The organism is Actinomadura bangladeshensis, assembly GCF_004348335.1.
GTDB lineage: Bacteria > Actinomycetota > Actinomycetes > Streptosporangiales > Streptosporangiaceae > Spirillospora > Spirillospora bangladeshensis.
On the sequence record NZ_SMJW01000080.1, the window covers coordinates 1 to 23,421 of the forward strand.

22 protein-coding genes are annotated in these 23,421 nt (G+C 72.5%); 9 read left to right on the forward strand and 13 right to left on the reverse strand.

Annotated elements, in window-relative coordinates; translation table 11 throughout:
- Positions 1 to 26: 26 nt before the first annotated feature.
- Positions 27 to 2,471 carry a bifunctional acetate--CoA ligase family protein/GNAT family N-acetyltransferase gene (locus tag E1284_RS17475; protein WP_131940163.1) on the reverse strand — a complete coding sequence of 815 codons (2,445 nt, stop codon included), beginning with the start codon at positions 2,469 to 2,471 and terminating at the stop codon, positions 27 to 29.
- 168 nt (positions 2,472 to 2,639) lie between these two features.
- Here E1284_RS17475 and E1284_RS17480 point away from each other — a divergent pair, with 168 nt between their 5' ends.
- The gene (locus E1284_RS17480; RefSeq protein WP_131940165.1) at positions 2,640 to 3,563 is read left to right on the forward strand and encodes a carbohydrate kinase family protein; all 924 of its coding nucleotides are present in this window, start codon (positions 2,640 to 2,642) and stop codon (positions 3,561 to 3,563) included.
- Positions 3,564 to 3,642: 79 nt separating this feature from the next.
- Here the strand turns inward: E1284_RS17480 and E1284_RS17485 are convergent, their stop codons facing one another.
- Positions 3,643 to 4,668, reverse strand: a complete 1,026-nt coding sequence (locus tag E1284_RS17485; protein WP_207923809.1) for a LysR family transcriptional regulator — start codon at positions 4,666 to 4,668, stop codon at positions 3,643 to 3,645.
- A 625-nt stretch (positions 4,669 to 5,293) separates the two neighbouring features.
- On the opposite strand from E1284_RS17485, the gene E1284_RS17490 reads away from it, so the two are divergent.
- Both E1284_RS17490 and E1284_RS17495 read left to right on the forward strand, forming a co-directional pair.
- Positions 5,294 to 5,797 (forward strand): serine hydrolase, encoded by a 504-nt coding sequence (locus E1284_RS17490; RefSeq protein WP_131940166.1) that lies wholly within the window; start codon positions 5,294 to 5,296, stop codon positions 5,795 to 5,797.
- The gene (locus tag E1284_RS17495) at positions 5,794 to 6,309 is read left to right on the forward strand and encodes a pyridoxamine 5'-phosphate oxidase family protein (RefSeq protein WP_207923810.1); all 516 of its coding nucleotides are present in this window, start codon (positions 5,794 to 5,796) and stop codon (positions 6,307 to 6,309) included. The genes E1284_RS17490 and E1284_RS17495 overlap by 4 nt, the downstream gene beginning before the upstream one ends.
- 25 nt (positions 6,310 to 6,334) lie before the next feature.
- Here the strand turns inward: E1284_RS17495 and E1284_RS17500 are convergent, their stop codons facing one another.
- On the reverse strand, positions 6,335 to 8,428 hold the full coding sequence (locus E1284_RS17500) for a RecQ family ATP-dependent DNA helicase (RefSeq protein ID WP_131940168.1): 2,094 nt from the start codon (positions 8,426 to 8,428) through the stop codon (positions 6,335 to 6,337).
- Positions 8,429 to 8,632: 204 nt separating this feature from the next.
- Between E1284_RS17500 and E1284_RS17505 the strand changes: the two genes are divergently transcribed.
- The 3 genes from E1284_RS17505 (at position 8,633) to E1284_RS17515 (ending at position 11,522) form a co-directional block, all read left to right on the forward strand.
- Positions 8,633 to 9,961: a threonine/serine exporter family protein gene (locus tag E1284_RS17505; protein ID WP_131940170.1), complete on the forward strand. Its 1,329-nt coding sequence runs from the start codon at positions 8,633 to 8,635 to the stop codon at positions 9,959 to 9,961.
- A 74-nt stretch (positions 9,962 to 10,035) separates the two neighbouring features.
- Positions 10,036 to 10,362, forward strand: coding sequence for a hypothetical protein (locus E1284_RS17510; protein WP_131940172.1), 327 nt, complete (start codon positions 10,036 to 10,038; stop codon positions 10,360 to 10,362).
- An 8-nt stretch (positions 10,363 to 10,370) separates the two neighbouring features.
- A complete protein-coding gene (locus tag E1284_RS17515) occupies positions 10,371 to 11,522 on the forward strand; it encodes a DUF6745 domain-containing protein (RefSeq protein WP_131940174.1) in 1,152 nt (383 codons plus the stop codon).
- Between the two features lie 53 nt (positions 11,523 to 11,575).
- Here the strand turns inward: E1284_RS17515 and E1284_RS17520 are convergent, their stop codons facing one another.
- The 10 genes from E1284_RS17520 to E1284_RS17565 form a co-directional block, all read right to left on the reverse strand.
- Positions 11,576 to 11,965, reverse strand: coding sequence for an ATP-binding protein (locus tag E1284_RS17520; RefSeq protein WP_165965313.1), 390 nt, complete (start codon positions 11,963 to 11,965; stop codon positions 11,576 to 11,578).
- A gap of 157 nt (positions 11,966 to 12,122) precedes the next feature.
- The gene (locus tag E1284_RS17525; RefSeq protein WP_131940178.1) at positions 12,123 to 12,977 is read right to left on the reverse strand and encodes an STM4011 family radical SAM protein; all 855 of its coding nucleotides are present in this window, start codon (positions 12,975 to 12,977) and stop codon (positions 12,123 to 12,125) included.
- Positions 12,977 to 14,257 (reverse strand): STM4012 family radical SAM protein, encoded by a 1,281-nt coding sequence (locus E1284_RS17530; RefSeq protein WP_243714548.1) that lies wholly within the window; start codon positions 14,255 to 14,257, stop codon positions 12,977 to 12,979. Before E1284_RS17530 ends, E1284_RS17525 begins: the two co-directional genes overlap by 1 nt.
- Positions 14,254 to 15,054, reverse strand: coding sequence for an STM4013/SEN3800 family hydrolase (locus tag E1284_RS17535; protein WP_131940180.1), 801 nt, complete (start codon positions 15,052 to 15,054; stop codon positions 14,254 to 14,256). Before E1284_RS17535 ends, E1284_RS17530 begins: the two co-directional genes overlap by 4 nt.
- Positions 15,042 to 16,109 (reverse strand): STM4014 family protein, encoded by a 1,068-nt coding sequence (locus tag E1284_RS17540; RefSeq protein WP_131940182.1) that lies wholly within the window; start codon positions 16,107 to 16,109, stop codon positions 15,042 to 15,044. Before E1284_RS17540 ends, E1284_RS17535 begins: the two co-directional genes overlap by 13 nt.
- Entirely contained in the window at positions 16,106 to 17,086 is a 981-nt protein-coding gene (locus tag E1284_RS17545; protein ID WP_207923811.1) for an STM4015 family protein, read from the reverse strand. The genes E1284_RS17540 and E1284_RS17545 overlap by 4 nt, the downstream gene beginning before the upstream one ends.
- Complete coding sequence (locus E1284_RS17550; RefSeq protein ID WP_131940184.1) at positions 17,083 to 18,048, reverse strand: STM4015 family protein; 966 nt, start codon at positions 18,046 to 18,048, stop codon at positions 17,083 to 17,085. The genes E1284_RS17545 and E1284_RS17550 overlap by 4 nt, the downstream gene beginning before the upstream one ends.
- Before the next feature lie 119 nt (positions 18,049 to 18,167).
- On the reverse strand, positions 18,168 to 18,983 hold the full coding sequence (locus tag E1284_RS17555; RefSeq protein WP_131940186.1) for a MetQ/NlpA family ABC transporter substrate-binding protein: 816 nt from the start codon (positions 18,981 to 18,983) through the stop codon (positions 18,168 to 18,170).
- Positions 18,984 to 19,003: 20 nt separating this feature from the next.
- A complete protein-coding gene (locus tag E1284_RS17560; protein WP_131940188.1) occupies positions 19,004 to 19,660 on the reverse strand; it encodes a methionine ABC transporter permease in 657 nt (218 codons plus the stop codon).
- Positions 19,657 to 20,688: a methionine ABC transporter ATP-binding protein gene (locus tag E1284_RS17565; RefSeq protein WP_131940190.1), complete on the reverse strand. Its 1,032-nt coding sequence runs from the start codon at positions 20,686 to 20,688 to the stop codon at positions 19,657 to 19,659. The genes E1284_RS17560 and E1284_RS17565 overlap by 4 nt, the downstream gene beginning before the upstream one ends.
- 702 nt (positions 20,689 to 21,390) lie before the next feature.
- On the opposite strand from E1284_RS17565, the gene E1284_RS17570 reads away from it, so the two are divergent.
- From E1284_RS17570 to E1284_RS17580, 3 genes are all read left to right on the forward strand, one after another.
- Positions 21,391 to 21,960 (forward strand): hypothetical protein, encoded by a 570-nt coding sequence (locus tag E1284_RS17570; RefSeq protein WP_243714549.1) that lies wholly within the window; start codon positions 21,391 to 21,393, stop codon positions 21,958 to 21,960.
- A 32-nt stretch (positions 21,961 to 21,992) separates the two neighbouring features.
- Entirely contained in the window at positions 21,993 to 22,574 is a 582-nt protein-coding gene (locus tag E1284_RS17575; RefSeq protein ID WP_131940192.1) for a TetR/AcrR family transcriptional regulator, read from the forward strand.
- A 79-nt stretch (positions 22,575 to 22,653) separates the two neighbouring features.
- The gene (locus tag E1284_RS17580) at positions 22,654 to 23,403 is read left to right on the forward strand and encodes an SDR family NAD(P)-dependent oxidoreductase (protein WP_131940194.1); all 750 of its coding nucleotides are present in this window, start codon (positions 22,654 to 22,656) and stop codon (positions 23,401 to 23,403) included.
- Positions 23,404 to 23,421: the final 18 nt, after the last annotated feature.

Genomic DNA, 23,421 nt, shown 5'->3' on the forward strand with positions numbered 1-23,421 from the left:
GCTGACCTTGCGCCCCCGGGCCGGTGTCAGAGGCGGCGGGGGCCCATTTCGGCGCGGGGGCCGAGGGGGCGCTCCAGCGTCAGCGCCGCCCGGCGCACGGTGGCGCCGCCCCCGTCCGCCATGACGGGGTCCAGTTCGAGGCGCGCCACCTCGGGCAGGTCGTAGCCGAGGCGGGACGCGCGCAGCAGCAACTGCTCGAGCGCCGCCACCTCCACGGGTTCGGCACCGCGGTGGCCGAGCAGCAGCGGGGCGGTGCGGATCGCGCGGATCATCTCGGCGGCGTCCACGTCCGCGAGCGGCGACAGGCGGTAGGCGCGGTCGTCCAGCAGCTCGGCGGTCTCGTCGGCGATGCCGAACGAGATCAGCGGGCCGAACGAGCGGTCCTCCCGGACCACGATGCGGGTCGGCACGCCGTCGCCGCCGCCCGCGACCTCGATGCCGTAGCAGGCGAGCAGCTCGGCGGCCTGCTTCGGCGGGACGTCCACCGGGCCGCCGTCGCCGTCGCCGAGCCAGCCCGCGACCAGGACGCGCGCGCGGGCGCGGTCGACGTCCTCGAACACCGGCGTGCGCCCCGTGGGGCGCTGCCGCCACTGCGCGTACCTGATCACGTACGCCAGCGCCCGGACGGCGTCCTCCGGCGAGGCGTAGGACGGTACCGAGCCCTCGGCGGGCATCCCGTCCGGGCCGGGGACGCGCAGCTCGGCGGGCATGCCCTCGCTGCCCAGGTAGGTCGCCACGATCGGCTTCCCGCTGCCGCCGGCGAGCCGGAGGATCTTCTGCGGGACGCGGACGTCGTACCCGCCGATCGTCGGCGGCGTGAACAGCGCCACGACGGCGTCGACCGTGTCGTCGGCGAGCGCGCCGGCGAGGGCGGCCTCGTAGTCGTCGGCGTCCGCGCGGGGGCCGAGGTCGATGCGCGGCCGGACGTCCAGGCCGAGCGCGACGGCCTCGTCCTGCGCGAGCAGCCCGAGCGAGTTGGAGTTGTCGATGATCGCGATGCGGTCGCCGGCCGGGAGCGGCTGGTAGGCCAGCACCTGCGCGACGTCGAACAGCTCCGCCAGGTCCTCGACCCGGATGACGCCGGCCTGCTCGAACAGCGCGCTGACCGCGTGGTCGGGCAGCGTGAGGGCCTGCGCGGCGTGCCCGAGCGGGACGCCCTGCGTGCTGCGGCCGCTCTTCACCGCCACGATCGGCTTGCGGCGGCCGAGCCGGCGCGCCAGCCGCGCGAACTTGCGGGGGTTGCCCAGCGACTCCAGGTAGAGCAGGACGGCCTTGGTCGCCGGATCCTCCTCCCAGTACTGCATGAGGTCGTTGCCGGAGACGTCCGCCCGGTTCCCGGCCGACACGAACGTCGACAGGCCGAGGCCGCGTTCGGCCGTCCACTGCAGGATGGCGATGCCCAGCGCACCGGACTGGGAGAAGAAGCCCACCGGCCCCCGTCCCGGCATGGTCGGCGCCAGGGTCGCGTTGAGCCGCACGTCCGTGTCGGTGTTGGCGATGCCGAGGCAGTTGGGGCCGACGACGCGCATCCCATAGGCGCGTGCCAGGCTCACCAGCTCCTTCTGGGCGGCGCGTCCCTCCTCACCGACCTCGCCGAAGCCGGACGACACCACGACCAGCCCGCGCACGCCCTTGCCCGCGCACTGCTCCACGACCTCGTGGACGGCGTCGGCGCGGACGGCGACGACCGCGAGATCCACATCGTCCGGGATCTCCAGGACCGACGCGTACGCCCGCACGCCCGCGACCGCCACGGCCGTCGGGTGCACCGGGTAGACGGGCCCGGTGAAGTCCCCGCCCAGCAGGTTGCGCAGGACGGTCTGCCCGACGCTGTGCTCCGCGCGGCTCGCCCCGATCACCGCGACCGACCCCGGGAACAGCAGCCGCTGGATCGACCGCGACTCGGCCCGGTGCTCGCGGGCCGTCATGACCTCCAGCGAGGTCTCGGTCGGCTCCAGGTCGAGGACGAGCTCGATCACGCCCTCCTCGAACCGCTGCTCGGCCCGGTAGCCGGCCTCCCGGAACACCCGCGTCATCCGCCGGTTGTCGGGCAGCACGCTCGCCACGAACCGCCGCACGCCGCGCTCCCGCGCCGCCGCCGCGATGTGCTCCAGCAGCACCGCGCCGAGGCCGCGGCCCTGGTGCGCGTCCTCCACCAGGAACGCGACCTCCGCCGTCTCCGGCCGCTCACCGAGCCGGTCATAGCGGACGACCGCCACCATCACCCCCGCGATCGTGGCGATCAGCGCGACACGCCGGTCGTGGTCGACGGTCGTGAAGTGCTCGACGTCACGGTCCGACAGGTGCGGGCGCGGCGAGAAGAACCGGTAGTAGATCGACTCCGGGGACAGCCGCGCGTGGAACGAGCGCAGCAGGCCGGCGTCATCGGGCCGGATGGGACGCAGATGGGCCGTCCCGCCGTCGCTCAGGACGACGTCGGCCTCCCACTGATCCGGATAACCCTCGGTCACGTACCCGAGGGTAAGGCACGGACCCCTCAGGCCCCGCGTGGGAAAAAACGGGCTTCCCCGGGTTTCGCTGCGCGTTCGAGACCTAATCCGGGCTCAAGAGCTGTTACGGTCGACCACACGCCCAGTGTTGCCGCTCGCGCGGGCCGTGTTGATCGAGGTGATGACTCCATGACGCGCGTGGTCGTGGTCGGCGATCTTATGACAGACACCGTGGCGCGTGCCGCGTTCCCCTTGGCAAAGGGGAGCGACACGCCCGCCGCCGTGACGACCCACGGGGGCGGCTCGGGCGCCAACGTGGCCGCCTGGCTCGCCCTGGAAGGAGTCGAGACCGCGTTCGTCGGACGCCGCGGCTCCGACATCGCGGGCCGGAACCGGGACATGGAGATGATGGGGTACGGCGTCGACGCCCGCCTCGTCATGGACCAGGAGCGTCCCACCGGCACCTGCGTGGTGATGGTCACGCACAAAGGCGACCGGACGATGCTGTCCGATCCCGGCGCCAACGGCGCGCTCCTCCCCGAGGACATCGAGCGCTGCAAAGACCTGTTCACGCAGGGCACCCACCTGCACCTGTCCGGCTACTCGCTGATCAACGAGGGCTCCCGGAAGGCCGCCATCCACACCCTGGACCTCGCCCGCAAGGCGCAGATGTCCGTCTCCGTGGACGGCGGCTCGTCCTCCCCGCTCAAGCGGATGGGCGCCGAGCCCTTCCTCGAGTGGACGCAGGGCGCGCGCCTGCTCGTCGTCAACGCCAAAGAGGCCGAGATCCTCACTGGCCGCGACACGGCCGAGCAGGCCGCCAAGGTGCTGACCGCCTGGTACCCGCAGGTCGTCATCAAGAACGGCGCCGACGGCGCCCTCTGGTACACCAACGGCCGCCCCGAGCCCGTCACCGTCGCCGCCGAACCCGTCGACAAGGTCATCGACGGCACCGGCGCCGGCGACGCGTTCGTCGCGGGCTTCCTGCCGCCCTGGCTGGACGGCAAGCAGCCCGCCGACGCCCTCACCGCCGGCTGCCGCCTCGCCGCCCAGGCCATGAAGCACCTCGGCGCCCGCCCCACCCTCGACGTGGTCGACAACCAGATCAAGTAGAGGGGTGTGCCGGCCCAGGGGGGCGACCTCCTGGAACGCCCGGCGGCGACGCAGGCGATCTCACGCCGCCGTTGCGGTGTCAGGCGAGCGGGGTGTAGGTGCGGACGTCTTCCTTGACCGCCGCCCAGAGGCGGTTGAGAGGGTGGCCGGCGTCGTAGCGCTCCAGGTCGGCGCGCCGGACGAACGCGCCGGTCATCAGCTCGGCCTTGGGCTCCAGGTCGTCATGCAGCCGGATGGCGCGCAGGGGGGCCGCATCGGGGTCGTCCTGGGCGGCCATGCCGCGTCCGATCGACCCGGTGACGATCATGCAGCCGCGTACGAACCCCGACCGCAGCAGCGACAGCCCGTAGTGGACGTCGTCGATGTCGGCGACGACGTTGAGGCGCTCCCGGAAGTTCGTCCCGTACCAGGTGGCGAGCAGATCGGCGACCAGGCCGGCGGGCGGCAGCACCAGCGGGACGCGCCCGAGCCCGCTCGTCTCGACCGGCCTGTCCGGCAGCTCGTTCTCCGGCAGGTTGGTCAGCAGCAGCGCCTGGCCCCGCGCGTACTCGATGACCTCGTACTCCTTCAGGCGGAGGTCGCCCTCCGGGGTGCTGACGATGCTGCCGCACACGAGATCGACCTGCCGGTTCTCCAGGCGCGACCACACGTCCTTGGTGCGGACGTGGGCGACCTTGAACTCCACCTCCCGCTGCCGGAACTCCTCCGAAACCCGGTTCCAGGCCCGGGACACGATCGGCAGCGTGAACTCGGTGGTGCCGACGGTCAGCATCCGCCCGAGGCGGCGGCGGCTCAGATGAATGGACTCAAGCCATTTGTCGAACGTCATGCGCGCCCGCTCGACGGTGGTCTCGCCCGTGGGGGTGAACAGGTAGTCCTTGCCGCGCCCCTGCCGGACGGTCAGCACCTCACCGCACAGCATCTGGCTATTGCGGTTCAGGATGTCGAGCTGCTTCTGGACACTGGACTGCTCGCGCCCGAGAACCCGCGCGGCCCGCAGCGCCGACCCGGTCTCGTGCACCACCAGGAGGGTCCGCAGCTGATCGAACGTCATGTCGAGCAGCCCGGACGGGCAGTCCACAAGGGCATCGAGACTCGGTGACACGCTGAGGGACATTACTACCCGTTCCGCCGCCCCGCAGAAATGGCCGTACGGCCAACTCAGCGGGAAATGATGACATTTCCCCCTGAACTTATCTCAAGATGTTCTTGCAAACAAGTGGACAGAGTTTTCTAATCTCTAGGACACTTTCTCCCGAGCCGCTCCCCGCCGCCGTCATCCGTCCCACGCAGGACGGCGGCGTTCCGGGCGTGCCCCGGCGGTGCCGGCCGCCGGGGCCGCCGCTCGGCGCCCCGACTCCCGTTCGCCGCGGCCCTTCTCCGCCGCGGCGCCGGGGCAGGCCGCCGGCCCGTGCGCGGGGCCGCGCGCACGGGCCGGCACGATCGTCCCGCCCGCGCCCTGCGGGGGCGCGCGGGCGGCCGACGATCCCCCACCCGAGCACAACGCCCCCGGGTATGCCGACCCGGCCCCTCGGCACCCCACGTGCCACGAACACCCGCAGAGCCGGCCGGTACCAACAGCACCCGGCGACACCAGACCGCGGTTCCAAGGAACCGAGGACCCCGACCGATGAATATCTGGGCGCACGCAGGTCCATACGAAGACCGCACAACCAGGCAACTCACGCAACCGCCGCCCAGAGGAGCCAGAGCATGCCCGCCCAAACGACATGCCCCCGCGGCACGCGCCGGGCGAACCAGAGCCTGGATCGCCGCAGGACAAGGCCGTTCCGCCGGGTATCCGGCCTGATGCCCGCTTCGCCAATCGGCCCGATGTCCTGCGCTCGGACATTCCGTCGGGCGGCACCATGACCGCGCGTGGCGCGGCCCGTGTCTACGCCGCCCTGCTGGGCCACGTCGACGGGGTCGAACTGGTCTCGCCCGCTCGGCTCGCCGATATGGCCGCGGTGCACTACGAGGGCCTGGACGAGGTCATGGGTATGACGGCGACGTGGGCCTTTGGTTTCAGCACCTTCCGCCCCGGCGGCGTCCTCTCCCGGCCCGGATCGACTCTCGGCATGGTCGGCATGAACGGCTCGGCCGCCTACGCCGACATCGACTCCGGCGTGGCCGTCGCGGTGATGCGCAACCGCTTCAGCCCCGACATGGCGGCGGCGTCCCGTATCGACCGCATCGTCGGTGACCTCTTGCCCGCACAGAACCGATCGGAATGATCATGAAGGAACCCATGCCTCGGCTCGACGAGCGTTTCAGCGATCCCGCAGCTCGGGCGGTGCCCTGGGCGACGACCCGGGCGGCGCTGGAGTCCGCACAACTGTCCTGGATCACGACCGTCCGCTCCGACGGGCGGCCCCATGTGACTCCCCTCGTGGCCGTGTGGCTCGATGAGGCGCTCTACTTCACGACAGGTCCCGAGGAGCAGAAGGCCGTGAACCTCGACGGAAACTCGCAGGTGGCCTTGACCACCGGCTGCAGCCGCTGGGACGAGGGGCTCGATGTGGTCGTCGAGGGCGTCGCCGAGCGTGTCACCGAGCGCGCCGTCCTCGAACGGCTCGCCGCCGCCTGGGCGGGCAAGTGGGACGGCCAATGGCAGTTCCACGCGACCGACGACGGCTTCTCCCACGCTGATGGGGGTGTCGCGCTGGTCTTCGCGGTGCGTCCGGCCAAGATTCTCGCCTTTACCAAGGGCGCCTTCTCGCAGACCGGTTACACGCCTGCCGAGTAGCCCCGCCCCGTCCACCCGCGCCACATCAACCGGGGGTTGCGAGGGTCAGGGGGAGGATCGTTTCGGCGCCTGCTTCCTTGAGCAGGCGGGTGGCCACTGTCATGGTCCAGCCGGTCTCCATGCGGTCGTCCACCAGGAGGACGGGGCCCGAGTCGGTGCGGAGGGCCGTGGCCAGGTCTTCGGGGACGGCGAGGGCGTGCCAGACGGAGCGGAGGCGCTGGGCGCTGTTGTGGCGGCGGGGGACGGGGTCGCCCACGGGGGTCAGTTCGCCCAGGTAGGTCAGGCGGCCTATCTGGGCTATGCGCCGGCCGAAGGTCGTCACCAGGCGGGGGCGGGAGCGGGAACCGATCGTCACCACCGCCGTGGGGCGGGCCGGCCAGTCCCAGGCCGCCAGGACCTTGACGACGGCGTCCACCAGGTCGGCGGGGACGTCGGTGTCGGGGGCCGCGAACAGTTCGCGGAGGCGGTTGCCCCAGCCGATGTCGGTGAGGCGGCCCAGGGCGCGGCCGGTCTCGGCCTGGAGGTCGGGTCTGATGCGGCCGGAGACGCCGAGGTCGTCCTTGACGCCGGTGGGCCACATGCGGCGGGGAGCGATGTCGACCCCGGGGCGGTGCAGGCGGTTGCGGGCCTGGGCGGTGCCCTCCTGGGTGACGTCGGTCGGCCAGTGGCGGCCCGTGCAGTTGTCGCAGCGGCCGCAGGGGGCGGCGTCCGGGTCGTCCAGTTGGCGGCGCAGGTACTCCTCGCGGCAGGACGGGGTCGCGATGTAGTCGAGCATCGCCTGCTGTTCGCGCCGGCGTTCGGCGGTGACGCGCTCATAGCGTTCGCGGTCGTAGGCCCAGGATTCGCCGGTGGACGTCCAGCCGCCCTTGACGCGGCGGGCCGCGCCGTCCACGTCGAGGACCTTGAGCATCATCTCCAGGCGGGACCGGGTCAGGTCGACCATCGGTTCGAGGGCACCGGTGGACAGCGGGCGGTCGGCCGTGTCGAGGACCTCCAGGGTGGCGCGGACGGTGGGCTCCGGCGGGAAGGCCAGGCCGGCGAAGTAGGCCCAGATGTCGCGGTCTTCGCGGCCCGGGAGCAGGATGACCTCGGCGCGGTCGACGCCGCGCCCGGCGCGTCCGATCTGCTGGTAGTAGGCCACCGGCGACTGCGGGGCGCCGACATGGACGATGAACCCGAGGTCGGGTTTGTCGAAGCCCATGCCGAGGGCGCTGGTGGCGACGAGGGCCTTGAGCTTGTTGTCCTGGAGGTCCTGCTCGGCGCGGAGGCGTTCGGCCTGCTCGGTCTGGCCGGAGTAGGCGGCGACCTCGTAGCCGCGGTCGCGGAGGTGCCCGGTGATCTCGTGGGCGGCGGCGACGGTGAGCGTGTAGATGATGCCGGAACCCGGCAGGCCGGCGAGGTGCTCCGCCAGCCAGGCGATGCGCTGCTCGGCGGTCGGCAGGGTGACGACGGCGAGGTGCAGGGACTCGCGTTCCAGCGGGCCGCGCAGGACGAGGGCGTCGTCGCCGGCGAGCTGCTCGGCGACGTCCTGGGTGACGCGGGCGTTGGCGGTCGCGGTGGTGGCGAGCACCGGGATGCCGGGCGGCAGGTCGGCGAGGAGGGTGCGCAGCCGCCGGTAGTCGGGGCGGAAGTCGTGGCCCCAGTCGGAGATGCAGTGCGCCTCGTCGACGACGACCAGCCCGGCGCCGGCGGCGAGCTTGGGCAGGACGAGGTCGCGGAAGTCGGGGTTGTTGAGCCGCTCCGGGCTGACCAGCAGGACGTCCACCGCGCCCTGCTCGACCTCGGCGAAGACCTGGTCCCAGTCGTCGGTGTTGGACGAGTTGATCGTGCGGGCGTGGATGCCGGCCCGGTCGGCGGCCTCGATCTGGTTGCGCATCAGCGCCAGCAGCGGCGAGACGATCACGGTCGGGCCGGCGCCGCGCTCGCGCAGCAGCCGGGTCGCCACGAAGTAGACGGCGGACTTGCCCCAGCCGGTGCGCTGCACGACCAGGGCCCGGCGCCGCTCGACGACGAGTGCGCGGATCGCCGTCCACTGGTCGTCGCGGAGGCGCGCGTGGTCGCCGGCGAGGGCGCGCAGGCACCGCTCGGCATCGTCCCGTAGCCCGTCTGGAGTGCTCATGCGTCCTTCGTACCAGCGCCGCGGAAGAGCCCGCACCAGAATCGCGTTCTGTGGACGACCAGGCGGGGAGCCGGGGCGTTGGAGCAGGCAGGCCATGGGTAGCCTGCCAGGCGAGATCGGCGACACGGGCGACGAGGCGGGGCAGGGGGCACGAGCGGGGGGATGCGCGCGGCCGAACGCTTGCGGCGGACATGGCAGGTCCTGATGGACGGGTCTCCCCCGGAACCGCCCGAAGAAGAACCCGGCGAGGCCGTCGACCCCCGGGCGGTCGACCTCGTGCTGCGCGTGGGCGAACTCCTGCTGGCCAGTGGCGAGACCACGGAACGCGTCAATGAGGCGATGCTCAGCCTGGCCGTGGCCTATGAGCTTCCCCGCTGTGAGGTGCAGGTCACACTTACCAGCCTTCTGGTCTCGGCCCACCCGGGGAAGGGCGCGCCGCCGATGACGGGGTCGCGCGCCATCCGGCGCCGCACCCCCGCCTACTGGCGGCTCACCGCGCTGCACCAACTCGTCCAGGACGCCTCGATCGGCATGCTGGAGCTGGACGAGGCCCACAGCCGGCTCAGGGAGATCAAGTCGGGCCGCGCCCCGTACCCGGCCTGGCTGATGGTGGTGTCGCTGGGGCTCATCGCGGCGTCCGGCAGTGTCCTGTCCGGGGGCGGTCCGCTCGTGGCGACCACCGCGTTCATCGCCACGCTGCTCGGCGACCGCACCGCCGCGGCGCTCGCGCGGCGCGGGATCGCGGAGTTCTTCCAGCTGACGGTCGCCGCCGCGATAGGCGCCGGCGCGGCGGCGCTGGTGGTGGCCATGGGCAACCCGGGGCAGGCCGCCACGATCGTCACCGGGGCGATCCTGGCGCTGCTGCCGGGGCGCCCGCTGGTCGCCAGCATCCAGGACGGCATCACCGGCGACCTGGTCAGCGCCGGGGCCCGGGTACTGGAGGTCTTCTTCATGATCGCGGCGATCGTCGCCGGGCTCGGCGCGGTCGTCTACCTCGCGGTCAACCTGGGCGTGCCGATCGACGTGGGGCATCTGCCCACACCGGCGGCGGAGCTGCGACCGGTCGCGGTCATCGCGGCCGCCGCCATCTCGGTGACGTTCGCGATCTCCCTCGCCGCGCCGAAGTACGTCCTCACGGCCGCGGCCCTGGGCGGAGCGCTGATCTGGGTGCTGTACGTCCTCGCGCGGGGGTGGAACGTTCCGCCCGTGCTGGCGGCGGCGATCGCGGCGACCGTGGTCGGCGTCCTGGCGAACTGGCTGGCCCGGCGGCACAACCAGCCGGTCATGCCGTTCGTGGTGCCCGCCATCGGCCCCCTCCTGCCCGGGACGGCGCTCTACCGCGGCATGGTCGAGCTCAACACCGGCTCGCCGAACACGGGGGTGCTGAGCCTCATCGGGGCCATCTCGGTGGCGCTGGCGCTGGGCGCCGGCGTGAACCTCGGCGGCGAGTTCGTCCGCGCCTTCCAGCACGTCGGCCTCGGCGGGTCCGGCCGGTGGGCCCGCCCGGCGGCCCGCCGCACCCGGGGCTTTTGACCTCCCGCCACCGCGCGGGCCCGGGGCTTCTCGCGTTTCCGCATTTTGTCGGTGGCGGTGGTTACGTTCGCCGCATGTACCGACAGGGAGACATCCTGATCCTGCCCGTGCCCGAGGAGGCCGTCCCGCGGGCCGTCCGCGACCTGCCGCCGGCCCCGCGCGACGGGCGGGGCCGCATGGTGCTGGCGCTCGGCGAGGCGACCGGGCACGCGCACGCGCTGTCCGCGCCCGGCTCGCTGCTGCGCGTCCCCGACCCGCTCGCGCCCGACCATCTGCACCTGCCGTCCGGCGGGCGGCTGGTCCACGAGGAGCACGCGGCGATCACGCTCCCCAAGGGGTGGTACCGGGTGATCCGCCAGCGCGAGTACCTGCCCGGCGCCGTCCGCGTCGTGGCCGACTAGGGGGCGGGATGCTCACCGGAACGGTACGCGAGACCCACTACGTGGTCGGCGACTGGCAGTCGGCGGCGTTCGGCACCGGCCCCGCCGACCGCGCCCGCGCCGAGGCGGGCGCGGCCGCGGCCTACGCGGCCGCGGGCCTGGACGCCCCCGAACGGTACATCTGGGTTCCGTCCCCCGCGCGCGGCGCCGTCGCGGCGGCCGTCCTGGCGGGGCACGGCGACGCCCTGGAGGAGGCCGGGCTCGGCGACCTGATCGAGCAGGCCCGCGCGGATCTGGGCGACGCGACCGCGGGTCGGGGCGTCCTCGCGGACGTGCGGACCCGCCCCTGGGAGGCGGAACGTGCGGCGGCCTGCTCCGAACAGGGGCCGGAGCAGTGGCCGCGCACCTGGGCCGACACCGGGGGCCTGCTCTGGAACCAGGTCCAGTCGCTGGTGACGAGGGTCCGCGCCGCCGTCGGGGAGCAGGCCCACGCCCGCTCCCTCGCGGCCGGGAACCTCTCCCCCGCCCCCGACCGCGAGCGCGCCGCGTCCCTCCTGCGCGCCGCCGCTTTGGACGCGGTCCTCGGCCAGCACGACGCGCCGTGGCTGGCGCTGTTCGAGTCGCTCGGACGGCTGGACGGCCCGCTCGCCGGGCTCGCCGAGGTCGCCCGTTCGGCGGGCTGGTGGTGGCCCTACGAGCGGCTGGTGATCCTGTCGGAACGTCCCGGCGAGCTGCACCGGGACGAGCCCGGACGGCTGCACAGGGGCGACGGCCCCGCGCTGGCGTATCCGGACGGGTTCGCGCTGCACGCCTGGCGCGGCATGCCCGTCCCGCCCGATTTCGTCTCCTCCCTGACGGACCTGACGGCGGCCCGCATCTCGTCGGAGTCGAACGCCGAGCTGCGCCGGGTGATGCTGGAGATCTTCGGATACGACCGCTACCTGGCCGAGACGGGTGCGCGCCCCCTGCACCGCGACGAGACGGGCGTCCTGTGGTCGATCGAGCTTCCCGGCGACGAACCCGTGGTCATGGTGGAGGTCGTCAACTCCACGCCCGAGCCCGACGGGACGCACCGCACCTACTACCTGCGCGTCCCGCCCGGGACCCGCACCGCGCGCGCGGGCGTCGCCTGGACCTTCGGTGTGGACGAGGCCGACTACGCCCCCGAGAAGCAGACCTGAGCCCGCGGGCGCCCCTTGGTCGCACTTCCCCAGTCACCAGGGGGCGCCCGCGGTCACCCGGGCGCCGGGGCCTGCGCCCAGGTGACCTTGCCGTCGGCGGTGGCGCGCCAGCCCCACGAGTTCGACAGGGCGCCGACGAGCAGCAGCCCCCGGCCGCCCTCGGCCTGCGAGTCGACGATGGGCGCGGACGGCCCCTCCGGGTTGTCGTCCCACACCTCCACCATCGCGGTCTTGTCGTCGGGCAGGTACAGGACGAGCGTGACCGAGTTCGCAAGGCGGATCGCGTTCGTGACCAGTTCGCTCGTGATGAGTTCGACGTCGCCGTGGACGTCCTGGCGGTTCCAGTCCTCCAGCGCCGCGCGGACCGTGTCGCGCGCGGCGCGCACCGCGCCCTCGACCGGTTCCAGCGCGAGGACGAATCGGGGTCGATCTCGATCTTCCACGGAACCGCCTAAGTTCGCCGCCGACGCGAGCATGCGCTCCCAGCACCCGCCCTGCACCGCCTCCGCTCGCACTCCGGTGTCCGGCTCCTGCCGTACCCCGTTCCCGTCCCTCGCCACATGCCGCATCACGAAACTCCGCCGGAGTGACCACCCTCGGTCAAGTGAGGGCGCGGAGAGTGGGGATTCGCTCCAGGATGCCGTTGGTGAAGGTCTCGTAGAGGCCCAAGGGTTCCAGGTGGACGTACCCGATGTGGCAGTCGCATGTGTCCAGAGGGCACGGGCGCGGGGCCAGGGCGTCGCGGAACGTCCCGTCGTAGAGGTTGCCCAAGACGGACGGGACGAAGTGGCAGCGGCGCACCGTGCCGTCGCCGTCCACCGACACGACCGTCTCACCGGTCCGGCACGGGAGTCCCCGGCTGGCGTGCGGGCGGCGGCTGAGCGGGAACAGCGGGTCGATCTCCGTCCAGGAGTCGGCCTCGGCGTCGTCGTAGACGCGGCCTTCGGCGGCGTTGACCCACAGGTACGTGCCGGCGGGCAGGTCGGCGCGCAGGCGCCGGGCGGCGTCGAGGTGGTCGGGCTGCCCGACGATCCCGACGCTGAAGCGGACGCCGCGGTCGGCCAGGTCGCGGCACTTGCCGAGGAAGCGTTCGTAGGGCACCTGGCCCGGATGGTAGGTCGCCCACAGCGCGAGCCGGGTGAGGTCGGCGCCGGCCGTCCAGGAGACGCGGTGGCTGAGGTTGGTCTGGATCGCGACCCGTTCGACGTGCGGCAGGTGGCTCAGCGTCGTCAGCGCCTGCCGGTACCAGGAGCGGACCAGCCCCTCGCCCCACGGCGTGAACAGGACGGATACCGGATGGCCGCAGGCCGCGACCCATGCGGTGAAGCGTTCCAGGGCGGCACGGTCGGCCCGTAGCCGGGTCGGTGTGTCGCGCCGCTTGGCGAACGGGCAGTAGGGGCAGTCGTAGTCGCAGCTCGCCAGCGGGCCCCGGTAGAGGATCGTGAGGTGGTCCATCAGCGCGCCTCGTATGCGTCCATGAGGCTCTGGACGCGTGACGAGAAGAGCGCAGGGCCGATGGCGTCGGAGTAGGCGAGCCCCTCCGGCGTCAGCCGCAGGACGGTGCCGGACGTCTCCAGCCAGCCACGCTCCCCGAACGGTGCGAGAACGGCGGCGAAGTCGTCCAGCGGGTCGGTGCCGAAGCGCGCGCGGTACGCGGCTCGGTCGACGCCCGCCGCCTGGAGAAGCGACTGGACCAGATGGCGGCGGCGTTGCTCGTCACCGTCCAGGGAAAAGCCCACGCGGGCGGTCGTGAAGTCGGTCTCGCTCACATACGAGTCGATGATGGAGCGCACCTGGCTCGCGCCGACCGCGTACTCGAACGAGTAGTGCAGCGAGGACGTATAAGAACGCGCCCCGCACCCCAAGCCGACCATGCCGTCGGTCTGGCAGCAGTACTCGGTGCCGTTGGCGGCATCTCCCGGCCGGCGGAACATCCGCATCGACACCTGCTCGTAGCCCTCGGCCAGGAGGTGGTCACGGCCGATGCGGTAGAGGGTGAGGCGCTGGTCGTCCCAGTCTTGGGCGCGCCGTCCCAGGCCGGTCAGCGGTCGGACATACAGCGGATACAGGTAGATCTCCTCTGGGCGCCACGCGAGAGCCGCGTCCAGGGAGTGCGTCCATGTCGCGGCCGTCTGGCCGTCGATGCCGTAGATGAGGTCGATGTTGAGGGTCGGGAAGCCCACGACACGGATGCGGTCCAGCGCGGCCTCCACTTCGGCGCGTTTCTGGGGCCGGACGGCCGCGCGCGCCTCGTCGTCCAGGAAGCTCTGCACGCCGATGGAGATGCGGGTGGTTCCGCGTTCGGCGAGGACGGTCAGCCGGTCGGTGGTCGCGGTCGCCGGTGACGTCTCCACGCCCAGCGGGATCGAGCCGAAGCCCTGGAACCGTCCTGCGATGTCGCAGAGGCGTTCCAGTTCAGGCGCGGTGAAGTAGGTGGGTGTGCCGCCGCCGAACGCGGCCGTGGCGAAGGCGGGAGCGTCCAGGGCGTCGAGTACGGCGGTCGCCTGCCGGTCGAGTGCGTCCAGGTAGGCGCTGGTCAGTTCTTCGGGCGCGCCAGTGCGGGTGAAGAGGTTGCAGAAGCCGCACCGCATCTCGCAGAAGGGGACGTGGAGGTAGAGGAAGAGCGAATCGAGCGACTCCCCGGCCCACACATCGCTCAGCGGAGGGGAAGGTTCCAGCGGACGGTAGGCGGTCTTGTGCGGGTACGCGTACACGTATCCCTGGTAAGGCTTCACGTTAGAACGAACTCCCCGTACGGAACGGTCCAGACGACCTCGTGGCCGATGCGGTGCCCGGTGTGGCCGTCTTCGCCGTAGGCCGTCCCGTGGTCGGAGCAGACGATGACGAAGCACGGACGGCGCATCAGTGCGAACAGGCGGCCGATGTGGGCATCGACATGGCGGAGGGCGGCGGCGTGGCTGGCGCGGGTGTCCCCGTCCGCCCGCGTGGCATCGGGCAGGTAGAACCAGTTGGGCTGGTGCAGGGACGCGACGTTCACCAGCAGGAACAGCCGCCGAGCGGAGGGCAGCCGCCTCGTGATCTGGGCGATGCGGTCGATCTGGTTGGGCAGGGCCTCAGGGGCGGTCACGCCGAATTCAGGTTCCCAGTGGCTTTCGGCGAACAGCGACGGCAGCGCCGATCCGAGCGGCGTCAGCTTGTTGAAGAACCCGACGCCGCCCACGCACACCGTGTGGTACCCGGCGGCGGCGAGCCCGGACGGCAGGTCGGCGGCGTCGAACGCCCACGTACCGGACGCGGTCGTCTCGCTCCCCGGGAACGCTCCCGCAAACAGGCGGGGGTGCGGCCCAGGGGACGCGGGCGTCGGCATGAACCCGGCCAGCATCGCGGCGTGCGCGGCATAGGTGAAGCTGCCCGGCGTGTGCCGCCGCTCCCAGGCGCCTCCCGGCAGCAGACCGGTCAGCGTGGGCGTCTCGCCGGACGCGGCGAGTTCGGCGGCCACGTCGTAGCGCAGCGTGTCGAGCGTCACCAGCAGCAGATCGTGGCTGCCGATGATCGCGTTCATATCGCGCATTGCAGCAACCCAACCTGCGCGGCATAGGTGTCGAGCCCCTCGGCGGGGCCACCAGGCAGACCGGTCAGCCTGGGGAGCAGGTCACCGAACGCGTTGACCTCGCACACCGCGAACCGTTTCAGGCCCGCCCCGACAAGCAGGTCGACACCGACCATCTGACTGCCCGGGAAACACGCTGCGGCCCGCGCGCACACGTCGAGTGCCCGCCGCCACCGGTCCTCGCCGAGCGCGCGCTGCACGGCCTCCAGGTCTCCCCTGGCTCCGCCCAGATGCAGGTTGGTCATCGGTGTGCGACTCGTCCGGACGACCGCGTGCGTGGGCTCACCGCCGATGACGACGACCCGCAGGTCGAACACGCGGCCGTCCAGTGTGGCCTTGGGCAGCCACCGCTCCACGTGGAGGCCGTCCGGTGCGAGCAGGCCGATCAGCGCCGCGACCTCCTCCTCGGTCTCGTAGGAGCGCACGCGCAGCGAGTTGAGCAACCGGCCGCCCGTCATGGACGCCGAGGTCACGGCCCGCACCCGGCCGCCCGGCGCGGTCTGCAGGGCGACCACCCCGGACGCGGACGAGCCGTGCGCCGGCTTGACGAACACCCGGCGCTCCCCAGACTCGTCCATCCGGGACCGGAGCGATCCGTAAGAGTCGATTCCCGGCAGCGCGGCCGGAACGGGCACCCCCGCGGCCTGGAGGCGCGCGTGGGTCAGCCGCTTGTCGAACATGACCGCGATCTCCTCGACGTCGCCGAGGACCCGCGCCCCGGCCGCCGACGCCTCCGCGGACAGCCGCCGCAGCGCCGCCGTGAACGTCCGGTACCAGCGTGCACCGCCGCCCACCCGGGAGGGATCACCGGGGCCGCGCAGCAGCGCGTCGGCCTCGCCGTCCTCCCCCGGCGAGTCGATGCGCACGACGTCGCCCGCGCGCGCGTCGAGGGGCATGCCGCGCAGCACGTCCGTCCACGGGACGAGGCGCGGCTCGGGCAGCCCGGCGGACCGGCACGCCGCGGCGAACAGCGCGGGGCGCCGGTCGCCGGGCGTCCCCACCACGACGAGGCTCATTCGGCGACCGCGATGTAGGAGCCGCTCATGTCGTACTCGATCCGCCGCCACTGGGACTTCAGCCACTCGGGCCGGCCCCGCGGATCGTCCAGGTCCACCCGGACGCCCGGCAGCGCCTCCCGCACCCGCGCGCCCATCTCCTCGGTCAGGTAGTGGTGGTGCAGGTCGAGTTCGGCGAGGTGGCCGAGCGGGCGGCCGGACAGCAGCGCCTCCGCGCCCGCGTCGGTGAGCGTGCCGAGCGCGAGGCTCAGCGACTCCAGCCGCGCGACGACGGGCGCGTCCGCCACGGCCTCGGCGATCCGGTCGTGGGCGGCGGCGTTCTCCAGGCCGAGGCGCCGCAGCGCGGGCAGCCGCTCCCCCGCGAGGATCGGCGCGAGGTCGGCGGCGGAGGCGAACCCGTCCCGCTGGCCGTCGCCCATCCACAGGTCGAGGTGGCGCAGACCCGGCAGATCGCTGTCGGCCACCGACCGGACGAGCTCGGCCGGCAGCATGACCGCCTCGAACCGCAGCGTCCGCAGCCGCGCGCCGGCGTCGCCGCCCAGCGGCGCGAACGACAGCCCGTCCGAACCGCGGACCTCGAAGTGCTCCAGCTCCGGGAACGCCTCGAACAGCGGCGACACGTCCGTGTGCTTGATCCACGAGAGGTGCAGGTCCCAGTCGCGGATGTCGCCGAGGAACAGCGCCCGGAGGCGGGGCAGGCGGTCGGCGGCGTCCACCAGCCGCTCCACCGGGTCGAACTCGCTGCAGTCGAACCCCCAGAAGCCGATGACGAGGTGCGTGACCTGCGTCGTGTCGACCTCCCGGAGGAACCGGTCGAAGTTCTCGGGGACCTCGGCGCCCCACGCGCCGTTGTCGTGGACGTGGTGGTAGATCCCCCAGGCGGCCTCCGCGGGGGCCGGGAGCGGGCCGCCTTCCGGGTCCCCGTCGAAGGCGTGCACGGGGAGCCCGGCGAACGTCGAGAGGCGCTCGTCGATCATTCGGACACCGCGATGAAGCGCCAGTCGCCGTCCGGCTTCTCCTGGTCGCCGAGGTCGACCTCGACGCCGGGCAGCGCCGCCTTCACCCGCTCGACCATCGCGTCCGACAGGAAGTGGTGGTGCAGGTCGAGCTTGCGCAGGTGGGTGAGCGGCTGCCCGGCCAGCAGCGCCTCGGCGCCCTGGTCGGTGAGGATCCCCATCGCGAGGCTGAGCGACTCCAGGCGCGCGACGACGGGCGCGCCCGCGACGGCGGCGGCGATCTCGTCCTGGATCTCGCTGTCCTCCAGGCCGAGGTGGCGCAGCGCGGGCAGCCGCTCGCCGCTGAGGAGCGGCGCGAGGTCGGCGACCGTCGCGTCGCCGCCGTAGTTGTCCTCGCCGAGCCACAGGTCGAGGTGCTCCAGGTTCGGCAGCTCGCTCGCCCCCACGGCCCGGACGATCGCGGCCGGCAGCCCGCCCGACTCGAACCGCAGCACCTTGAGCGCGTCGCTCTTGACCGGGTCGATGGCGAGGCCCTGCGAACCGCGCACCTCGAAGCGCTCCAGGTGGGGGAACGCGGCGAACAGCGGCGTGATGTCGGAGTGCTCGATCCAGGAGATCTCCGACTCCTCGCCGGTGATGTCGCCGAGGAACAGGGCCCGCAGCTTCGGGAAGGACGCGGCCGCCCCGGTGAGCAGCGCCACCGGGTCGGCGGCCCCGCTGTCGTACTCGGCGCCCCAGTAGCCGATGATCAGCGCGGTGACCTCGGTGGTGTCGACCGCCCGGAGGAACCGCGCGAAGACGTCGCCGAAGTCCTCCTCGTCGAAGGACGTGCCGACGAACCAGGCGGCCTCGCCCGCCGCCGGCAGCTCCTCCGCGACCGTCGGATCGACGGCTCCTGCGCCCTCGTCCTCCGGCCGGGTGTCCTCGTTGAACGTCTGCACCGGCAGGCCGGCGTATTCCTCAAGGTGCTGGTAGATGCCCATGGGTCCCCTTTTGCGTGTTCGTCGGCACATGTCCTATCAGGACCTGCGGACAAACCGCGCGGGATTGCGTCCGGACGGCGCTCCCGCGGCGGGGCGCCGTCCGGACGGAGACCGGTGCGTCAGGAGGCGATCAGCACCGAGCCCTTGTACTTGTCCTCGACGAACTTCTTCACCTCGGGGCCCTGCAGCAGCTGGACGAGCTTCTTCACGCGCGCGTCGTCCTTGTTCTCCGGCAGGGTGACGATGCCGTTGGCGTACGGGTTGCCCTCGGCCTTCTCGGCGGCGAGCGCGTCCTTGTTCGGTGCGAGACCGGCCTCGATGGCGTAGTTGCCGTTGATGACCGACAGGTCCACGTCGTCCAGCGACCGGGGCAGCTGCGCCGCCTTGACCGGCTTGAACTTCAGGTTCTTCGGGTTGGTCGCGATGTCGCGCGGCGTCGCGGTCGCCGGCGCGTCCGGCTTCAGGGTGAGCAGCCCGTTGGCGGCGAGCAGCTTCAGCGCGCGGCCCTCGTTGGCCGGGTCGTTCGGGACGGCCACCTCCGCGCCCTGCGGGACGTCCTGCAGGCTCTCGACCTTCTTCGAGTACACGCCGAGCGGCTCCAGGTGGACGGGCGCGACGAACGTCAGCTTCGTCCCCGTCTGCTTCTCGAACTCCTCCATGAACGGCACGTGCTGGAAGTAGTTCGCCGTGACCTGCTTCTCCTTCAGCGCGGTGTTCGGCTGCTGGTAGTCGTTGAACGTCACGATCTCGATCTTGAGCCCGGCCTTGGCGGCCAGCTCGTCCTTGACGTAGGCGAGGATGTCGCCGTGCGGGACGGGGTTGACCGCGACCTTCAGCGGGGCGTCCGGATCATCGGACGCCTCCGAGCTCCCGCACGCGGTGAGCCCCACGAGGAGACCGACGGAGGCCAGCGCGACAGTGATCTTGCGAAGCACGACAAGTGCCTTTCTGTGGGTTAGCGGTGGTTCAGGCGGCGGGCGACGAGGTCACCCGCGGCCTGGATGAGCAGGACGAGGACGACGAGCAGCGCGACGGTGGCGACCATGACCTTGGTCTCGAACCGCTCGTAGCCGTAGACGACGGCGAGGTTGCCGAGCCCGCCGCCGCCGACCGTCCCGGCCATGGCCGTGTAGCCGATCAGCGCGATGACGGTGACGGTCAGGCCGGACACCAGGCCCGGCCGCGCCTCGCGCAGCATGACCTTGCCGACGATCTCCCGGCGGGTCGCGCCCATCGCGTCCGCCGCGGCGACCACGCCCGGGTCGACCTCGCGGAGCGCGATCTCGACGAGCCGCGCGTAGAACGGGATCGCGCCGATCGTCAGCGGGACGATCGCGGCGGCGTTGCCGATGCTGGTGCCGACGACGATCCGGGTGAACGGGATGATCGCCACCATCAGGATCAGGAACGGCAGCGACCGGCCGATGTCGACGACCACGCCGAGCGCCCGGTTCACCGGCTGCGCGGGCAGCAGCCCGCCGCGCTCGGTGACCACCAGCAGCACGCCGAGCGGCAGGCCGAGCACGACCGTGAACAGGGTGGCGACGCCCGTCATGTAGAGGGTGTCGACGGTGGCGGGCCACAGCAGCGGGGCGACTTCGTCCCAGGTCATCGCGCATCCTCCCGGCTCGCGGCGTCGGCGGGCTTGGTGCCGGTGGGGGTTCTGACGTCGACGGTCAGGCCGGAGTCGCGGAGGAAGGCCAGCTGCGCGGCGTTCGTGTCGGGGTCGCCGGGCAGTTCGAGCTGGAGGCGTCCGACGCGCTCGCCGCCGACCGTCTCCACCGCGCCGCCGAGGATGTTCACGTCGAGCGAGTACTTGCGGGCGAGCGCCGACACGAAGGGCTCATCGGTGGAGCCGCCGGTGAAGGTGACCTCGATGAGCGTCCACCCGTCGCGGGGCTCGGCCGGCGGCAGCGGGAACAGGTCCCGCGCCAGTTCCGAGCCCGGCCGCGCGAGCAGCCGGTTCACCGGCCCGGACTCGGTGATCCGGCCGTCCCGCATGACCGCGGCCGAGTCGCAGATGCGCTTCACCACGTCCATCTCGTGGGTGATCAGCAGGATGGTGAGTCCGAGCCGCCGGTTGAGGTCGCGCAGCAGCTCCAGGATCGACGCGGTCGTCTCCGGGTCGAGCGCGGACGTGGCCTCGTCCGACAGCAGCACCTTGGGGCGTCCGGCGAGGGCGCGGGCGATGCCGACGCGCTGCTTCTGCCCGCCGGAGATCTGCGCCGGGTACGCCTTCGCGTGCTCTCCGAGCCCGACCAGGTCCAGCAGCTCGGCGACGCGCCGGGCCCGCTCCGCGCGCGGGACGCCCATGACCTCCAGCGGGAACGCGACGTTCCCGGCGACCGTCCGGCTGCCGAGCAGGCCGAAGTGCTGGTGGATCATGCCGATGCCCTGGCGGGCGCGGCGCAGTCCGGCGCCGCGCAGCGCGAGCAGGTCCTGCCCGCCGACCACGATGCGGCCCGCGTCCGGGCGTTCGAGGAGGTTGACGCAGCGCAGCAGGGTGCTCTTGCCGGCGCCGCTGCGTCCGAGCACGCCGAAGACCTCGCCCTCGGCGACGGTCAGATCGACCCCGTCGACGGCGATCACCTCGCGGCCGCGGTCGCGGTAGCTCTTTCTCAGTTTCTCGATCTGAATCACAGGAAAACATCCATGCGGGCACGGGCGCCGGACGAGCGGCGACGGTCGGCGGGACGGCGCGCGGACGCGCGCGAGCGCGGGCGCCACGGCACGGCATGTCAGTGCGCGGCGCGCGGGCGCTCGGGGAGGGCGTCTAGGAGCGGCCAGGCGGGAACGGGGCGTGGCTCAGCAGGTGGCGTTCGAAGAACATCGGCGACTCAGGGGGGCGGCGGACGGGCTCGCTTCGGGGCGCGAGACTCAGGCAGGGGCCCTCAGTGGTCACACATTCGCCGGCAACACATACGCCGCATGGCCCGCGACATCGGCGGGCGGTGCTCACGGCACGGGCGTACGGAGGACATGTCAGCAGTTAACCCGCTTCACACGCCTGGCGGCAACTCCGCAAGGTGTGACGTCGATCGCGCCGGGTCCCGGCGGCACCGCCGTGGCGAGACCCCGCGGCCGCGTCCGGGCGTCACAATGATCTTTACCGGCCCGCCCGGCCCGGCCGGGAGGGCGCGGCGGGGCCCCGGGCGCCGGGGGGGCGTTCACCCAGCGTGCCGCCTTGATCGACGTTCCGGTGAACGGTGCTCGGCAAAGCATGAAAGGGAGTACGTCAGATGGGTGAAACCAGACGAGCCGGACCTCTAGAGTGAGTGCCACGTGGGGGCCCTCTCGCGGGAGGGCCCTTTGTCCTGCCTGCATGATCCAGAGGTCCCGAACATGAACGACCACGAGGTGCACGAGGAGTGCATGCGGCTCCTCAGGGACGGCCTGCCCGTTCCCGCTCCCGCCGCCTTCGAGCAGGGACGGGACTTCCTTCCGCTCGGACTCGACATGGACGGCGACGTCGCCGTTGTCACGTTCCTGCATCAGTGGGGCGACGCGTCGGCGTTCGTCGAGGGCTGGACGTTCCACAAGCGCGACGGGGAGTGGCGGGAGCTGGGCGGCGCGGGCGGATTCGCGCCGGCCGAGCCGCTGTCGCGCCGCTCGTCCGGGGAGATGGGCCGGCACCTGCTGAAGTACGGGTCGGGCCGGACCGTCCGCAACTCCAACCGGCTGCTGCCGTGGGGCGCCAAGTGGGTGAACGAGGCGCGGCTGCGGGCCTCGGCGGAGGTGGCGCGGATCCGGGTCGGCACCCGGATCCTGGACGTCCCCGAGCACGGGCACGTCGTCGTGGTGTGGGGCGCCCGCCGGGGGCCGGTCGTGGAGGCGCTCGCCGCCGACGGCTCGGTGCTGGACGCCATGGACCTCGACCGCCCGGCCGTCCCCGCCCGCAGAGCCGATATTTGACCGTTCGTTCTTGAACGGGTTACCGTGCCGCCATGGCACGGTCCAAGGAGTTCGACCCCGATCTCGCGCTGGGCCGCGCCCTGGAGCTTTTCTGGGAGCGCGGCTACGAGGCGACCTCCATGGCCGATCTCGTGGAGCATCTCGGCATCGCCCGCGCCAGCATCTACGCGACGTTCGGCGGCAAGCACGAGCTGTACCTGAAGGCGTTCGAACGCTACCTCGGCGACACCGATCCGAAGTTCGCCGAGGAGCTGTCGCAGCCGGGGCCCGTCCTGCCGGCGGTCCGCGCGCTGATCGAGCGCTACGCCGAGGAATCGGCCGGCGACCAGGCACGGCGCGGCTGCCTGGTGGTCAACACCGCGGTCGAGCTGGCCGCGCGCGACGCCGAGGCCGCCCGGCTCGTCGAGGCGAGCTGGGCCTACCTGGAGGCGACCCTGACGGCGGCGCTGACGCGCGCCCGCGCCCAGGGCGAACTGCCGCCCGGCAAGGACCCGCGATCCCTGGCGCGCCTGCTGCTCGTCCTGTTCCAGGGGATGCGGGTCCTCGGCCGCGCCCCCGCCGACGGGGGCCGCCTCCGGGACGCGGCGCGCGAGGCGCTCGCCCTGTTCGACTGACCCCTTCCCGCCCGGCCAACCGGCCGGGCCTCTTTTCCCTCTTATTCAAGACCGATCGATCTAGAATTTGGAGCCCACCATGGCCTTCAGCGGCACGACCGTCCTCATCACCGGCGGCGCGGGCGGCATCGGCCGCGCCATCGCGCGCGCCTTCGCCCGTGACGGCGCCACGGTCGTCCTCGCCGGACGCGACGCGACCGCGCTCGCCGGCGCCGTCAAGGAGATCGGCCCGGACACGGCCGATCACGTGGTCGCCGACGTGGCCGACCCCGCGTCCGCCGCCCGCATGGTCGAGACGGTGACCGGACGCCACGGCCGCCTGCACGTCGCGGTCAACAACGCCGGGATCCTCGGCCCGGTCGGGCCGGTCGCCGACATCGACCACGATTCCTGGGGCGGCGTCCTCGCGGTGAACCTGACGGGGGTCTTCCTGTCGATGAAGCACGAGATCGCCCATATGCGAGCCCACGGCGGCGGGACGATCGTCAACGTCTCGTCCAACATCGGCGCGCACGGGCGGCGTCCGGGCATGGCGGCGTACGCGGCGTCCAAGGCCGGGGTCAGCACCCTGACGCGCACGGCGGCGCTCGACCACATCGCCGACGGTGTCCGCATCAACGCCGTCAGCCCCGGGGCGAGCGACACCCCCATGTCGCTGCTGCCGAACGAGAGCGAAGCCGGTCGCGCCGCCCGCATGCGCACGGCCATCCCGGCAGGACGCGTGGCGGACACGTCCGAGGTCGCCTCGACCGTCCTATGGCTCGCTTCTGACGCGTCAAGCCACGTGGTGGGTCACGACCTCGTCATCGACGGCGGCGCCACCGCCTGACAACGCTTTTCCCTGCGC

Excerpts from the sequence above, each read along its gene's own strand:
- E1284_RS17480 (WP_131940165.1), top strand. The coding sequence starts at position 2,640 with ATGACGCGCGTGGTCGTGGTCGGCGATCTTATGACAGACACCGTGGCG.
- E1284_RS17490 (WP_131940166.1), top strand. The coding sequence starts at position 5,294 with ATGCCCCCGCGGCACGCGCCGGGCGAACCAGAGCCTGGATCGCCGCAG.
- E1284_RS17495 (WP_207923810.1), top strand. The coding sequence starts at position 5,794 with ATGATCATGAAGGAACCCATGCCTCGGCTCGACGAGCGTTTCAGCGAT.
- E1284_RS17500 (WP_131940168.1), bottom strand. The coding sequence starts at position 8,428 with ATGAGCACTCCAGACGGGCTACGGGACGATGCCGAGCGGTGCCTGCGC.
- E1284_RS17505 (WP_131940170.1), top strand. The coding sequence starts at position 8,633 with ATGGACGGGTCTCCCCCGGAACCGCCCGAAGAAGAACCCGGCGAGGCC.
- E1284_RS17510 (WP_131940172.1), top strand. The coding sequence starts at position 10,036 with ATGTACCGACAGGGAGACATCCTGATCCTGCCCGTGCCCGAGGAGGCC.
- E1284_RS17515 (WP_131940174.1), top strand. The coding sequence starts at position 10,371 with ATGCTCACCGGAACGGTACGCGAGACCCACTACGTGGTCGGCGACTGG.
- E1284_RS17525 (WP_131940178.1), bottom strand. The coding sequence starts at position 12,977 with ATGGACCACCTCACGATCCTCTACCGGGGCCCGCTGGCGAGCTGCGAC.
- E1284_RS17535 (WP_131940180.1), bottom strand. The coding sequence starts at position 15,054 with ATGCGCGATATGAACGCGATCATCGGCAGCCACGATCTGCTGCTGGTG.
- E1284_RS17540 (WP_131940182.1), bottom strand. The coding sequence starts at position 16,109 with ATGAGCCTCGTCGTGGTGGGGACGCCCGGCGACCGGCGCCCCGCGCTG.
- E1284_RS17545 (WP_207923811.1), bottom strand. The coding sequence starts at position 17,086 with ATGATCGACGAGCGCCTCTCGACGTTCGCCGGGCTCCCCGTGCACGCC.
- E1284_RS17550 (WP_131940184.1), bottom strand. The coding sequence starts at position 18,048 with ATGGGCATCTACCAGCACCTTGAGGAATACGCCGGCCTGCCGGTGCAG.
- E1284_RS17560 (WP_131940188.1), bottom strand. The coding sequence starts at position 19,660 with ATGACCTGGGACGAAGTCGCCCCGCTGCTGTGGCCCGCCACCGTCGAC.
- E1284_RS17570 (WP_243714549.1), top strand. The coding sequence starts at position 21,391 with ATGAACGACCACGAGGTGCACGAGGAGTGCATGCGGCTCCTCAGGGAC.
- E1284_RS17575 (WP_131940192.1), top strand. The coding sequence starts at position 21,993 with ATGGCACGGTCCAAGGAGTTCGACCCCGATCTCGCGCTGGGCCGCGCC.
- E1284_RS17580 (WP_131940194.1), top strand. The coding sequence starts at position 22,654 with ATGGCCTTCAGCGGCACGACCGTCCTCATCACCGGCGGCGCGGGCGGC.